17 protein-coding genes are annotated in these 13,707 nt (G+C 62.3%); 10 read left to right on the forward strand and 7 right to left on the reverse strand.

Going from position 1 to position 13,707, the window contains the following annotated elements:
- Positions 1-9: 9 nt before the first annotated feature.
- Positions 10-414 (reverse strand): RNA polymerase-binding protein DksA, encoded by a 405-nt coding sequence (dksA, locus tag LIY36_RS02760; RefSeq protein ID WP_226454732.1) that lies wholly within the window; start codon positions 412-414, stop codon positions 10-12.
- A 125-nt stretch (positions 415-539) separates the two neighbouring features.
- On the opposite strand from dksA, the gene LIY36_RS02765 reads away from it, so the two are divergent.
- Entirely contained in the window at positions 540-908 is a 369-nt protein-coding gene (locus LIY36_RS02765; RefSeq protein WP_192298092.1) for a glutamine synthetase, read from the forward strand.
- On the opposite strand, the gene LIY36_RS02770 is transcribed toward LIY36_RS02765, so the two are convergent.
- Entirely contained in the window at positions 905-2,107 is a 1,203-nt protein-coding gene (locus LIY36_RS02770; RefSeq protein ID WP_192298093.1) for an N-acetylmuramoyl-L-alanine amidase, read from the reverse strand. The two genes, LIY36_RS02765 and LIY36_RS02770, sit on opposite strands and share 4 nt — an antisense overlap.
- 129 nt (positions 2,108-2,236) lie before the next feature.
- Between LIY36_RS02770 and folE2 the strand changes: the two genes are divergently transcribed.
- Genes folE2 through LIY36_RS02805 form a run of 7 tightly spaced genes read left to right on the forward strand, consistent with a single transcriptional unit; the run spans position 2,237 to position 7,856 of the window.
- Complete coding sequence (gene folE2 / locus LIY36_RS02775) at positions 2,237-3,127, forward strand: GTP cyclohydrolase FolE2 (RefSeq protein ID WP_226454733.1); 891 nt, start codon at positions 2,237-2,239, stop codon at positions 3,125-3,127.
- Positions 3,124-3,792 (forward strand): metal ABC transporter ATP-binding protein, encoded by a 669-nt coding sequence (locus LIY36_RS02780; protein ID WP_226454734.1) that lies wholly within the window; start codon positions 3,124-3,126, stop codon positions 3,790-3,792. The genes folE2 and LIY36_RS02780 overlap by 4 nt, the downstream gene beginning before the upstream one ends.
- Positions 3,792-4,658: a metal ABC transporter permease gene (locus LIY36_RS02785; protein WP_192298096.1), complete on the forward strand. Its 867-nt coding sequence runs from the start codon at positions 3,792-3,794 to the stop codon at positions 4,656-4,658. Before LIY36_RS02780 ends, LIY36_RS02785 begins: the two co-directional genes overlap by 1 nt.
- An 11-nt stretch (positions 4,659-4,669) precedes the next feature.
- Positions 4,670-5,548 (forward strand): metal ABC transporter substrate-binding protein, encoded by an 879-nt coding sequence (locus tag LIY36_RS02790; protein WP_226454735.1) that lies wholly within the window; start codon positions 4,670-4,672, stop codon positions 5,546-5,548.
- Positions 5,545-5,958 carry a phosphoribosyl-AMP cyclohydrolase gene (gene hisI / locus LIY36_RS02795; RefSeq protein WP_226454736.1) on the forward strand — a complete coding sequence of 138 codons (414 nt, stop codon included), beginning with the start codon at positions 5,545-5,547 and terminating at the stop codon, positions 5,956-5,958. Before LIY36_RS02790 ends, hisI begins: the two co-directional genes overlap by 4 nt.
- A complete protein-coding gene (locus LIY36_RS02800; protein ID WP_192298099.1) occupies positions 5,955-6,515 on the forward strand; it encodes a gamma carbonic anhydrase family protein in 561 nt (186 codons plus the stop codon). Before hisI ends, LIY36_RS02800 begins: the two co-directional genes overlap by 4 nt.
- A gap of 3 nt (positions 6,516-6,518) precedes the next feature.
- Positions 6,519-7,856 carry a dihydroorotase gene (locus LIY36_RS02805; protein ID WP_226454737.1) on the forward strand — a complete coding sequence of 446 codons (1,338 nt, stop codon included), beginning with the start codon at positions 6,519-6,521 and terminating at the stop codon, positions 7,854-7,856.
- Here LIY36_RS02805 and LIY36_RS02810 read toward each other — a convergent pair.
- On the reverse strand, positions 7,853-8,374 hold the full coding sequence (locus tag LIY36_RS02810; RefSeq protein WP_192298101.1) for a DUF3617 domain-containing protein: 522 nt from the start codon (positions 8,372-8,374) through the stop codon (positions 7,853-7,855). The two genes, LIY36_RS02805 and LIY36_RS02810, sit on opposite strands and share 4 nt — an antisense overlap.
- Before the next feature lie 130 nt (positions 8,375-8,504).
- Between LIY36_RS02810 and cls the strand changes: the two genes are divergently transcribed.
- A complete protein-coding gene (gene cls, locus LIY36_RS02815; protein WP_226454738.1) occupies positions 8,505-9,944 on the forward strand; it encodes a cardiolipin synthase in 1,440 nt (479 codons plus the stop codon).
- A gap of 109 nt (positions 9,945-10,053) precedes the next feature.
- Positions 10,054-10,482, forward strand: a complete 429-nt coding sequence (locus tag LIY36_RS02820) for a hypothetical protein (protein ID WP_226454739.1) — start codon at positions 10,054-10,056, stop codon at positions 10,480-10,482.
- On the opposite strand, the gene cfaB is transcribed toward LIY36_RS02820, so the two are convergent.
- From cfaB to bufA2, 4 genes are all read right to left on the reverse strand, one after another.
- A complete protein-coding gene (gene cfaB, locus LIY36_RS02825) occupies positions 10,470-11,657 on the reverse strand; it encodes a C17 cyclopropane fatty acid synthase CfaB (RefSeq protein WP_192298104.1) in 1,188 nt (395 codons plus the stop codon). The two genes, LIY36_RS02820 and cfaB, sit on opposite strands and share 13 nt — an antisense overlap.
- 86 nt (positions 11,658-11,743) lie before the next feature.
- Positions 11,744-12,532, reverse strand: coding sequence for an HvfC/BufC N-terminal domain-containing protein (locus tag LIY36_RS02830; RefSeq protein WP_226454740.1), 789 nt, complete (start codon positions 12,530-12,532; stop codon positions 11,744-11,746).
- On the reverse strand, positions 12,523-13,368 hold the full coding sequence (gene bufB / locus LIY36_RS02835) for an MNIO family bufferin maturase (protein WP_226454741.1): 846 nt from the start codon (positions 13,366-13,368) through the stop codon (positions 12,523-12,525). Before bufB ends, LIY36_RS02830 begins: the two co-directional genes overlap by 10 nt.
- A 60-nt stretch (positions 13,369-13,428) precedes the next feature.
- Positions 13,429-13,680: a BufA2 family periplasmic bufferin-type metallophore gene (bufA2, locus tag LIY36_RS02840; protein ID WP_226454742.1), complete on the reverse strand. Its 252-nt coding sequence runs from the start codon at positions 13,678-13,680 to the stop codon at positions 13,429-13,431.
- Between the last annotated feature and the right edge of the window lie 27 nt (positions 13,681-13,707).

The raw sequence follows: 13,707 nt of genomic DNA on the forward strand, positions 1-13,707 counted from the left end.
GTTGGCCGGTCAAATCGCCCGTTTATGGCGTTCGCGCAGCTCTTCACGTTCTTTGGCTTCGATACACAGGGTGGCGGTAGGACGTAGCAACAAGCGCTGTAGGCCGATAGGCTCGCCGGTTTCACGGCACCAGCCGTATTCACCGCGGGCCAGCCGTTCGAAGGCCTCGTCGATCTTGTCCAACAGCTTCTTTTCCCGCTCCAGCAGGCGCAGTTGCCATTGGCGCTGTTCTTCGGCGCTGCCGACGTCCGCCGGGTCGCTGTTGGGTTCCTGCTCGCGCAGCAGCTGGAACTCGGCGTCGATGCGCGCTTGCAGCTCATTGCGCTGAGCCAGCAACAGCTCGCGGAAGAAGCCTTGCTGGGCTTCGTTCATGTAGTCGGCGGGCGGTTGGGCCAGCAGGTCTTGTTCAGTCATGGGGAGCGGTTCACGGGTCAGGCTGTGGTTTAATGTTATAGTATAACAATACAAATAAGCCAATCCCCCTTGCTCGACATGACGAAGGGCGCAATGCTTGAGCCTCTGCGCCCCTGAGAAGCCTTATGAAATATCTGGTATGCGCCCTGTTGTTGGCAGCGGCAGGACCTGCCTGCGCCCAAGCGCCGAGCCTGCTGGCGAAATGCTCGCGCAGCGCCAATCTGCTGGCCTGTGTAGACCCCCAGGGCAACGCCTATAGCGTGGCGACGGTCGGCAGCACCACCTATCTGCGCGGCTTCGAGGTGATCGGCAAACGTCGGTGGGCACAGACCAACAGCCGTTATGGGCAACTGACGTTTTTTACCGGGCTGGCTTCGGACGGTGAGGCGTGGGTCGGCTACACGCGGCGCGTGGGCTGGACCACCATAAACAGGTTCTCCAGTTCCGGTGGGAGCAGCGCCAAATTCACCTGTAGCCGGATAACGGGCTGTTAGACCTGGCCACTCTTCTGTTCCTGGGCCCAGGCCATGTAGCTGTTCATCGGCGGGTTCTTCTCGAAATACTTTTTCAGGCCGTCGAACAAGCCGTCTGCAACCGCCTGTTGATGACGCGCCGTGACCAGCCGCTCGGCGTCCCTGGCATTGGAGATAAACCCGGTCTCCACCAGGATCGACGGTACATCCGGTGATTTGAGCACCGCAAAACCGGCCTGCTCCACGCGCTTCTGATGCAGGGTGGTGATGCCTTCCAGGCTGCCCAGGATCGAGCTGCCCAGTTGCAGGCTGGAGGCGATGGTGGCGTTCATCGACATATCCAGAATCACCCCGGCCAGCATCGGGTCCTTGTCCTTGAGATTGAGCAGGGTGGTAGCCCCCAACAGGTCGGCACCGTTTTCGCGCTGGGCCATGAAACGTGCGGTGGCAGACGTCGCGCCGCCTTCAGACAACGCATACACCGAGGCGCCCGAGGCCGTCAGCCGTGGCGCCGCATCCGCATGCACCGAAATGAACATGTCGGCCTTGTGCTGACGGGCGATGTCCACACGTTTGCGCAGCGGCACGAAGAAGTCGTCGTTGCGTACCAGCTTTACGTCGAAGCCTTTCTCGCGCTTCAAACGTTTGGCCAGCAGTTGGGCGATGGACAGCACCACGTCTTTTTCACGCTGGCCTTTGGAGCCGATGGCGCCGGGGTCTTTGCCGCCGTGGCCGGGGTCGACCACCACGATGATGTCGCGCTTGGGGTGTGCCTTATCTACGGACCGTGCCGGTTCGGCGGCGATTTGACGAGGTGCCTGGGTGGCGCTGGTCAGGTCCAGTACCAGGCGATGGCCCTGGCCGTCCTGCGGCGGCAATAGAAAGCTGTTGAGCCGCATCGGCGCCGCCAAGTCCAGCACGATACGGGTATCGGCCTTGCCGAAATGCCCCGAGCGGATCGAAGTGATGCCGCTGTTCTTCAAGGCCAACTGCGAGAAATCTCCGCTCAGCCCCGCGCCACTGAGGTCGATGATCAAGCGTTCCGGCGAGGTCAGGGAAAAGGTCTTGTACTGCACCGGACCGCTGAGGTCGAACACCAGCCGCAGCTTGTCTTCCGAGCGCCATAGGCGTGCATTGCTGATCTGCGTGGCGTGGGCCGTAAACGGCAAGGTGAACAGCGGGCTGACCAGCAGCAGGTTAAGGAGCTGACGTCTGTGCATGAAAAATACCGCAGATAAAAGGAGCGTCCCTACTCGACATGACTGAAAAAAGACCGGAGCAGAAAAATCATCGTCGACTCAATAGTTATAATATAACATGTCTTTTTACTTCCAACGATGGACCTGCCCATGAATGCGCTGACTCTGCCGGATATTGCCGCGCAGGCTTCACGCCAAGCCTTGCCACTCGACTGGGTCGGCATGTGCGGCATCGCCCTGCCGATCCTCGTCGACGGCCAACGCCTCACCGCCAGCGCGGATGCCGGCGTCAGCCTGGACGATGGCGAGGCCCGTGGCATTCATATGTCACGCCTGTACCTGGCGCTGGAGACGCTTGAGCAGCAGCCCCTTACGCCGGCACTTCTGCGTAATGTACTGCAGCGTTTCCTCGACACACATGAAGGTTTATCTAAGAACGCCTACCTGCGCATCCACAGCGATTTGCTGCTCAAACGCCCGGCATTGGTCAGCCCGCTGACGGGCTGGAAAGGCTACCCGGTGAGCATCGAAGCGCGCCTGGAAAACCAGATGTTCCACGTGGAACTAAAAATTGACGTTACCTACTCCTCAACCTGCCCCTGCTCCGCCGCCCTCGCCAGGCAGTTGATTCAGCAGCAATTTCTTGAGGATTTCGGCAACGCCCCGCTCAAGCACGAAGACCTACTGACCTGGCTCGGCAGCGCCAACGGCATCGTCGCCACACCCCACAGCCAGCGCAGCAGCGCGCAACTGCACATCCATCTGCAAGGCGATCAACTGCCCTTCACCGACCTGATCGACAGCGCCGAAGCCGCCCTCGGCACCGCCGTGCAAACCGCCGTAAAACGTGCGGACGAACAAGCCTTCGCCCTGGCCAACGGGCAGAACCTGATGTTCTGCGAAGACGCCGCACGCCGCCTGAACCTCGCCTTGAAACGCTCGGATGCCGTCAAAGCCTTCCACCTGAAAGTGATCCACGCCGAAAGCCTGCACGCGCACGATGCCGTGGCTGAAAGCCGCTGGACGAGACACCCTGCATGATTACCTGCACCGCATTACGTTGGGGCGCCCCGGGCCAGCCGCTGACTCCCGCCCTGGACCTCACCCTGGAAAAAGGCAGCCTCACCGGGATCATCGGCGCCAACGGCACCGGCAAAAGCAGCCTGCTCAAAGTCATCGCCGGCCTGCAAAAACCGCTGGCGGGCAAAGTCAGCGTGGAGGTTCCACGGCGCGGTGGCCTGTCGTTCCTGCCGCAGCAACAACACCTCGACCGCCAGTTCCCCATCAGCCTGCAAGAGCTGGTCGCCGCCGGCTTCTGGGGCTCGCAGCTCACCCCGCAACAACGCAGCCAACGCCTTGAGGCGGTCCTGGAAGACTGGTGCCTCAGCGGCCTGCAACAGCGCCCGTTGATGGCGTTGTCTGGCGGCGAATTGCAGCGCGCCCTGCTTGCCCGCATGAGCCTCGCCGAAGCGCCCATCCTGCTGCTCGACGAACCCCACGCCGCCCTCGACGAAGACGGCCAGGCACTATGCTGGAAACACATCCACGCCTGGCACGCTGCGGGCCGCACGCTGATCGTGGTCTGTCACGACCTGGCCTCCGTGCGCCAACACACCCAGCACGTGGTGCAAATCAAAAGCAGCGGCTGCGTGTTCGGCGACAGCAAAACCCTGATCCGCCCCCAACCGCATATGCAGGTGGCCTGATGCACCTCGCCGCCCACCTGTGGATGCCCTTCGTCGACTTCGTATTCATGCGCCGCGCACTGCTCGGCGGGCTCGTCCTCGCCTGCAGCACCGCGCCGCTCGGTGTGTTCCTGATCCTGCGGCGCATGAGCCTGATCGGTGACGCCGTGGCCCACGGCATCCTGCCCGGCGCGGCCCTTGGTTTCTGGTTCGCCGGCCTCAGCCTACCCGCGTTGACGATCGGCGGCCTCGGCGCCGGGCTGAGCATGGCTGGCCTGTCCGCGTGGATCACCCGCCGCACCGGCCTGCGCGAAGACGCCAGCCTCGCCGCCATCTACCCCATCTCCCTGGCCGCCGGTGTGCTCATCCTCGGTCTGGCCGGCAAACGCCTGGACCTGCTGCACCTGCTGTTCGGCTCCGCCCTGGCGGTGGATCAGACCACCCTCACCGGCATGCTGTGGGTCACCGGCTTCAGCCTGATCGCCATGGCGGCGATCTACAAACCGCTACTGCTGGACACCCTCGACCCGCTGTTCCTGCAAACCGTCAGCCGCCTCGGCCCACTCGCCCACGGGCTGTTCCTGACGCTGGTGGTGCTGAACCTGGTCATCGGTTTCCAGGCCATCGGCGCCTTGATGGTGGTGGGCCTGATGATGTTGCCGGCCATTGCTTCACGTTTCTGGAGCCGGCGCCTGCCGGTGTTGATCGCGGTATCGGCGGTGCTGGGATGCCTGTCGGTGTGGCTTGGCTTGTTGCTGTCGTTCTACTACTCGTTGCCCAGCGGCCCGGCCATCGTGCTGGTGGCTGGCGCCGGGTATCTGCTGTCCGTGGTCTTCGGTCCGGTGCACGGCCTGCTGCGCCGCCCGCCCTTGCTGTCATCCCAATGAGGTGTTTCCCGATGCGCGCTTTACTCGTACTGTTCAGCCTTCTGCTGCCGCTGTCGATGGCCCAGGCGGCCGACAAACTCCAGGTGGTCACCAGCTTCAGTATTCTCGATGACATCACCCACCAGATCGGTGGCGAGCACATCCAGATCAGTAACATGGTCGGCCCGGACGCCGATGCCCACACCTACGAGCCGTCACCGGACGACGCCAAGGCGCTGCTCAAGGCCAAGATCATCATCAAGAACGGCCTGGGCTTCGAGCCATGGCTGGACCGCCTGGTGACCAGCACCGAAACCAAAGCCACCGTAGTGACCGCCAGCAAAGGCGTGATTTCCCACACCATGGACGAGGACGGCGAAACCATCCCCGACCCACACGCCTGGCACAACCTGGCCAACGCTGAAATCTATGTGAACAACATCACCAAGGCCCTGATCGCCGCCGACCCGGCCAACAAAGCCGACTACCAGCGCAACAGCCAAACCTACCTGAAAGAAATCTACCGCCTGCTCGCCGAAGCCAAGGCCAAGTTCGGCGCGCTGCCAGCCGGCAACCGCCGCATCGTCACCTCCCACGACGCCTTCGGCTACCTGGGCCAGGCCTACGGGATTCAGTTCCTCGCGCCCCAAGGCCTGTCCACCGAACGTGAGCCATCCGCCGCCGAAGTCGCCGCGCTGATCACCCAGATCCGCAAAGACAAGGTCAAGGCCGTGTTCATGGAAAACATCAAGGACTCGCGCCTGCTCAAGCAGATCGCTGACGAAAGCGGCGCGCAGATCGGCGGCACGCTGTACTCCGACGCCCTCGCCGCCGAAGGCCCGGCCAGCACCTTCACCGGGCTGTTCGAATACAACCTCGACACCCTGTGCGCCGCCCTGAGCAAGCCATGAGCCTGCGCATGCTCGACCTGGAAGGGGCTGCCCTCGGCAGCCGCTTTCCACTCGATCAGGTGCTCGACGCGCTGGCGTGGAACAGCGACGGCCTGATCGCGGCCATCGCCCAGCAATACGGCAGCGGCGAAGTGCTGATGCTGGCCTGGATGAACCGCCAGGCCCTCGACGAAACCCTCGCCACCGGCCAGGTCTGCTACTGGTCGCGCTCGCGCCAGCGGCTGTGGCGCAAAGGCGAATCTTCCGGCCACAGGCAACAGTTGGTGCAAGCGCGCCTGGACTGCGACGGCGATGCCGTGTTGCTGATCGTCGACCAGCACGGCCCGGCCTGTCACACCGGCCGACCCACCTGCTTCTACAACGCTATCGACGGCGACCTCATCCACATCATCACGGAGCCCTCAGCATGATCCGCAAAAACCCTTCCGGCGATCTGCCAGTGATTGCCGAATCGGCCTACGTCGACAAGACCGCCATCATCTGCGGCAAGGTGATCATCGGTGAGAACGTCTTCGTCGGCCCCTACGCCGTGATCCGCGCCGACGAGGTCGACGCCAGCGGCGCCATGGACCCGATCACCATCGGCGCCAACTCCAACATCCAGGACGGCGTGGTGATCCACTCCAAGTCCGGCGCCGCCGTGACCATCGGCGAGTTCACCTCCATCGCCCACCGCTCCATCGTCCACGGCCCCTGCACCGTCGGCGACCGCGTGTTCATCGGCTTCAACAGCGTGCTGTTCAACTGCGCCGTGGGCGATGGCTGCGTGGTGCGCCACAACTCGGTGGTCGACGGTCGCGACTTGCCCGACACGTTCTACGTACCCTCCACCACCCGCATCGGGCCCAACACCGACCTGTCGCAGTTTCCGCCAGTGAGCGTCAGCGCCTCGGAATTTTCCGAAGACGTCGCGCGCACCAACGTCGACCTGGTGCGCGGCTACAAAGCCCTGCAAAACGAGTTCTGAGCCATGAGCCGCCTGCTGATCCGCAACGCCCGCCTGGTGAATGAAGGCCAGCAATTCGACGCCGATGTGCTGATCGCCAATGGCCGCATCGAGAAAATCGCCGGCAGCATCGAAGGCTGCAACGCGCCCGTGGCCATCGATGCCCAGGGCCAGTGGCTGCTGCCGGGCATGATCGATGACCAGGTGCACTTTCGCGAACCCGGCGCGCCGGACAAAGGCAGCTTCTACAGTGAATCCCGCGCGGCGGTGGCCGGCGGTATCACCAGCTTCATGGACATGCCCAACACCAACCCGGCCACCCTCACCCTCGAGGCCCTGGCCGATAAAAAACGCCGCGCCGCGCTGCACTCGGTGGCCAATTACGCCTTTCACTTCGGCGTAAGCAACGACAACCTCGACACCGTCGCCGCCCTCGACCCGCGTGAAGTGGCCGGCGTCAAAGTGTTCATGGGCGCCTCCACCGGCAATATGCTGGTGGACGATCCGCGCATCCTCGAGCGCCTGTTTGCCGAAGTACCGACCATCCTGCTGGCCCACTGCGAACACACGCCAAGCATCCTGGCCAACGAACAGCGCCTGCGCGAGCGCTTTGGCGAGCACATCCCCGCCGTCGCCCACGCGCTGATCCGCGATGCGCATGCCTGCTATCGCTCGTCGTCCTTTGCGGTGGAATTGGCCAAGCGCCACGGCACCCGCCTGCATGTGCTGCACCTGACCAGCGCCCGTGAGCTGGCGTTGTTCGAAGACAAACCGCTGGCGGAAAAGCGCATTAGCGCTGAAGTCTGCATCCACCACTTGCTGTTCGACGACCGCGACTATCACCGCCTCGGCCACCAGATCAAATGCAACCCGGCGATCAAGACCCGCGCCGACCGCGACGCGCTGCGCCTGGCCTTGTTGAGTGAACGTCTGGATGTGATCGGCACTGACCATGCGCCGCATACCTGGGCGCAAAAACAGTTGGGGTATCGTGAGGCGCCGTCGGGTTTGCCCCTGGTGCAGCATGCACTGCCGGCGTTATTGGAGTTGGTGGCCGATGGGCATCTGCCCCTGACCACCCTGGTGGCGAAGACCAGTCATCGCGTGGCCGACCTGTTTGCCATCCCCGATCGCGGCTACCTGCGTGAAGGTTATTGGGCCGACCTGGTGTTGATCCAGCCCGAGCCTGCCGGCAAGCCGGTGAGCAGCCAAGCGATCCTTGGCCGCTGCGGCTGGACGCCCTTCGCCGGGCGCAGCTTTCGCCACAGCGTCAGCACCACCCTGGTCTCGGGCCACCTGGCGTGGCACAACGGCCAGGTGGTCGACAGCTGCCAGGGCTTGCCCCTGCACTTTTTGCGTTAAGCGCGGGGTTTGACCGTACCGCAATCGTTGCCCAGCCACTGTGCGTGGCTGTCCAGGCTGCCCTTCTGCTGGATGCCGGTGGCATTGAAGGTGCCGTTGACGGTGGTGGTGAATTCCTTCTGGCTCTGGAAGGTCGCCACGCCGGTGCCCTGGGCTTTCGGGCAACTGAAGCGGAACTTCCACTGGTTGCCGGTCTTGTCGGTCACTTGCTGCTTGCAGCCCGATTGCGGGTCGGTCAGGGGGATCGAATCCGAGGCGACCTGCGCCGGAGTCAGGCACACCTGCACGCCTTTGCCGGCCATGGTGATGCCCTGCTTTTCCAGCATGGCGCGCTGTTCGGGGGTCATCTGTTGCTTGAGCTGACCGAGGATCAGCGACAAGTCCGGCAGCTCCTGGTTATCGACTTTCATATTGCTGGTGGTCAATTCCCACAAGCCTGGCGCCAGCATCTGCGCCTGTGCTGCCACCGGCAGCGACAAACCAACAACCATGGCTAAGCAGAGCAGACGTGCATTCATCGGGTAACTCCTGGGTAATTGTGGGCGTTAGACGCCGCAAAGCGGTCAGTGTTGCACGGCAAAGAAAATAGCGACATTCGGCACCAGACATGGTCTGTTAGGCATTGGATTGTCTGGAGTAACGTCGTCCATGGATTTCTTTGGCCCACACCTGCTCGCCTACGTCATCGCCACGCTGCACTTTCTCGGGACCCTCGCCGCGCTCCACGCGGTGCTGACCGTCAGGACCGCGCAAGGCTCGATCGCCTGGGCCTTGTCGCTGATGTTCATGCCTTATCTCACGCTGATCCCCTACCTGATCTTTGGCCGCAGCACCTTCGACGCCTACATCCAGGCACGCCGCCAGGCCAACCAGGAAATGCACACCGCCATCACCGAGCTGAACTGGCGCCCGTGGGTCGAGGAAGCCCTCGCCGCGCGCAACTCCAGCGCCTACGCCTCGCTGCGCGCCATGCCCAAACTGGGACGCATGCCGTGCCTGGCCAACAACGACGTGCGCTTGTTGATCAATGGCGACGCCACCTTCAGCGCGATTTTCGACGCCATCCGCCAGGCAAAAACGGCGGTGCTGTTCCAGTTCTTCATCATTCATGACGACGAGCTTGGCAGGCAGTTGCACGCTCTATTGAAGGAAAAGTCCGCTCAGGGCGTAGCCATTTACGTGCTGTACGACCGCATCGGCAGCCACGCCCTGCCCTACCGTTATGTGCAATCCCTGCGTGACGCCGGGGTACAGGTCAAGGCCTTCGCCACCCGCAGCGGCTGGCTCAATCGCTTCCAGGTCAACTTCCGCAACCATCGCAAGATCGTGGTGGTGGACGGCGTCACCGGGTTTGTCGGCGGGCATAACGTCGGCGATGAATACCTCGGCCAAAAGCCGCCGCTGGCACCCTGGCGCGATACCCACGTGCAGGTCACAGGCCCGGTGGTGGCGTGCATGCAGGAGTCGTTTGCCGAAGACTGGTTCTGGGCCGCACGGGAACTGCCGCCATTGATCCTGCCGGACACCTACCCGGAAGACGGCGTGCTTTGCCAACTGCTCGCCAGCGGCCCGGCCGACCCGTATGAAACCTGCTCGCTGTTCTTCGTCGAGGCTATCCACGCCGCCACCGAACGCGTGTGGATCACCAGCCCGTACTTCATCCCCGACGAAGCGGTGTTCGCCGCCCTGCGCCTGGCGGTATTGCGCGGCGTCGACGTGCGCCTGCTGCTGCCGTCGCGCCCCGACCACCGCATCGTCTACGCGGCCTCCAGCCTGTATGCGATCGAAGCGGTACGCGCCGGCGTGCGTGTGTTTCGCTACACGCCGGGTTTTCTGCATCAGAAGGTGGTGCTGGTGGACAGCGAAATCAGCGCCATCGGCAGTGCGAATATGGACAACCGTTCATTCCGGCTGAATTTTGAAGTGATGTTGCTGACGGTGGATGAAGCCTTCGCCCATGAAGTGGAACGGATGCTGCTGGACGACTTTGCCCTGGCTCACGAGGTCAGCCAGGAAGAAAGCCGCGAGACTCGGCGCCTGCAACAATTGGGCATGCGGGTGGCGCGGCTGATTTCACCCATTTTGTAAGTGACAGCGGCAATTGGCCTGGAAAATGTCTCGATACGACAAACGGCGTCTTCTCCAGCCGCCCCTGCTCTAGGCTTCAACCTGTCACTTATGACAATTGGAGCCCTTCATGAAAGCCACCCAAAGCGCCCCCTCGATAGTCGTGGAGATCGGCAAGCCAACCGACATCCTGTATTTGCACTACAAAGTGCTGTACCCAGACAAGCCCTTCGACCGGGCAGCGGTCTATCTCTACGACAATGGCATCTACCTGATCCTCTCACCCGGCGAACGCCATTGGGGCGTCTTCGTGATCGTCGGCGATATGAACGATCCACGCTGGGGAATATCTTTTATCTCACTGCCATCCACCGACTGGGGCGCATACCTGGCTCGCCATGATTTAACCTTTAGCCAGGCAACCAACGTATTTACCCAGCAGCTGTATATACAAAACGATCAGAACCCAGCCAAACAGCACGGCGTCTTCCACCGTTACAAAAACACCGTGGAAGACCCGACAACATTGACCTGGGAAAACATCCCTCACCCTCGATAAATATCGTCACGCGTCCAAGGCAGTTCATGGCTGCCATCTGCATGGGGCTTGAGTGCAAGGATTTGATGCAGATTTATCCAGCCCCGGGCAAACGCATAGGCGCACCCGGCCAGGTACAACCGCCAGATCCGCAACGCCTGCTCCGGCACCATCTTCGCCGCGGCCTCCAGGTTGTCCTCCAGGCGCTCGCTCCAATGGTCCAGCGTGCGTGCGTAGTGCAAGCGCAGGCTTTCGACATCGACCACTTCCAGCCCGGCCTCACTAAGCTCGGCGGTCATCATCGCCAAATGCGGCAACTCGCCATTGGGGAACACATACCGCTCGATAAACTCGCCGGCGCCGCGCCCCACCGGGCGGCCGTCGGTGTGCTTGGCGGTGATGCCGTGGTTCATCACCAGGCCGCCTTCGCGCACCGCGCCAAACAGGGTCTGGCAGTACTGCGCCAGGTTGGCGTGGCCGACGTGTTCAAACATGCCCACGCTTACCACTTTGTCGAAACGCCCGTCCTGGGGCAGGTCGCGGTAATCGAGCAGTTGCAGGTCGACCTGGTCCGCCAGGCCTTCGGCGCTCACCCGCTCGCGGGCCAGTTCCAGTTGCTCTTTGCTCAGGGTGATGCCAAATACCTTGACCCCGAACTCCCGCGCCGCAAACCGCGCAAGCCCGCCCCAGCCACAGCCGACGTCGAGCAAGTACTCGCCCGGCTGCAAGCGCAACTTGCGGCACAGGTGGCGGAATTTGTCTTGCTGGGCCTGATCGATGGATTCGCTGCCGGTTTCGAAATAACCGCAGGAGTACGCCATGTCCTGGTCCAGCCACAGCTGGTAGAACGCGTTGGACAGGTCGTAATGGTAGGAAATCGCCGCCGCGTCTGTAGCCTTATCGTGGATCGAGCGCACCGGGCGGGTGCCCTCGTCATCGTCGACCAGGGCAGAGCTCAACTCATCGCATACCCGGATCACTTCGCTGATGGAGCCTTCCAGCTCCAGTTTGCCCTCGATAAAAGCTTCGCCCAGTAGGTCGAGCGTCGGATGGGTCAGTTTCGGCACGACCGTGGGGTCCTTCACCACGATGGTCACACTGGGCTCGGGGCCCAAGTTGAATTCATGGCCATCCCAGAGTCGAAGACGCAGCGGCAGCTGAAGATTCTGTAAGGCCGGTGGAAGTTGCGCGAGCATGAGTAGTCCCCCCTTGTTTCAGACGTCTGAAAAGAGGGTAGACCATCCCAAGACAAGTAGGAGGCTATCGATCTGATAGCCCGTCACTATGGCGCCTGGCGCTCGAGCAAGCCCTCCTCGACCCACTGTTTCAACCATGTAACAGCCTGTAGCGGAGCGCCCTCCGAATAGGTGGCAGCCAACTCGCCGCACAGCTCGGAAAAGCTCCAGCCGGTGCTCACCATCCCCGCCAAGGCGCACGCTTCGGCCGGTTCCAGGCTGCGGTAGCGGCACACATTCTGGTGGCGCCACACCAGGCAGATGCGCGCCGTGTCCAAGGCTTGGCTGCCAGGGAAATCCGCTTGATCCTTGCTCGCACGCCAGATCGCCACGCTATTGAAGTGGCAAATCAGCTGTTGCACCGAAGGCGCCAGGCTGACGCGCAAATCCGGCCAATCCTCAGGTGACAGCAGCGCCATCGTATTCAGGCTCAGCGGTTCGCCCTGGGGCGCATCGAACGCCAGGGTGAACGCCCATTCCAAACGCGCCAGCTCGGCCAGTGGCGCACTCTGTTCGGCCACCAAGTGCTCGACGATAAACGCGGCAAAACGCTCGCCAAACCAACGCAGGCTGTAATGGGCCGATGGATAGCGCCGCACGTAGGCCTCGGCGAGCAACGCAAACTCCTCATCCCCCAGCCAATACCAGACTGCGCCGAAGTCATGACGCAACACTTCGTGCAACCGCGCACGATAGGCGTTGTGGTAAATCGCCAGGCCCGTGTCTACGTCCAGGCTCGGCCCGCCCAGCAACGTGGCGGCGAAGCCGGTGTCGGCGACTGAAGTGTCGGCAAGCAGGTGCTGCTCAAAGGCCAATTGCCATTCGGTCAGGCGCATAGCGGCCTCCTGGCCAGGGCGCTGGCCCCTAGTTCACGGGCCTTGCCCAGCTCGGTGAGCAGTTCTTCGAACGGCGGGAAATGGTCGTCGCGCTCCAACAGCGTCGAAACCGGCCCCAAGTGCTCCAGGGTCTGCTGATACAGCGCCCATACCGGATCGCACACCGGGTGGTCATGGGTATCGACCACATAGTCGCCGTAGTCCATATGCCCGGCCAGGTGCAATTGCCGGATACTCTGCGGCGGCAGGTTGCGAATAAACGTCCACGCGTCGAAGCCATGGTTACGCGAGCTGACATACACATTGTTCACGTCCAGCAACAACTGGCAGCCCGACATGTGGGCCAGGGCATTGAGGAATTCCCACTCGGTCAACTCATCCGCCTGGGCGCGCACATAGCTGGAGACATTTTCCAACACCAGCGGACGCTGCAACACATCCTGCACTTGGCGCACGCGGGCGGCGACGTGGTAGAGACTCTCTTCGGTGTAAGGCAGCGGCAACAGGTCATGCAACTGGTGCGCGCTGCCGCGGCTCCAGCACAGGTGATCGGACACCCACGCCGGCTGGATACGCTCGGCCAGCTGCTTGATCTGTTTCAGGTAATCGAGATCGAGGGCATGGGGCCCGCCGATGGACAGGGACACGCCGTGCATCACCAACGGATAACGCTCGGCGATCGCGTCCAGGTAGTATAAGGCCTTGCCGCCTTGCACCAGATAATTCTCGGAGATCACTTCGAACCAATCCACGGCCGGCGACTGTTCAAGGATCTGTTGGTAGTACTGGTTGCGCAGACCCAGGCCGTAACCGAGGCTCGCAAGGGAAGTGGACATAAGACACTCCTGGGCAAAGTGTCCGCAGCGGTGGACGGCAACCGCTGCGGGTGCACTCGTTTACTCGCCGACTTTACCGCCCGCCGCATCGCACGCGGCCTTGGTCATGGCCTTGAAGCCGTGGCCCTTGCAGACGGCCTGGCCCTTGCAGGCGTTTTCTGCGGTCTTGCAGTCGTTCATACCTTTGCAGGAAGTCACGCCGTAGCAGTGAACAGTCGCGTCGGCGGCTTGAGCCTGGGTGGTGACACCGGCAAACATAGTGGCGGCAGCGATAGCCAGGGCAGCACCGGAAACGGCGTTCTTGATGTTCATTGTTGTAGTCCTCAAAAGATCAGTAGG

It is taken from the genome of Pseudomonas sp. AF03-9 (assembly GCF_020515815.1).
Taxonomy (GTDB): Bacteria; Pseudomonadota; Gammaproteobacteria; order Pseudomonadales; family Pseudomonadaceae; genus Aquipseudomonas.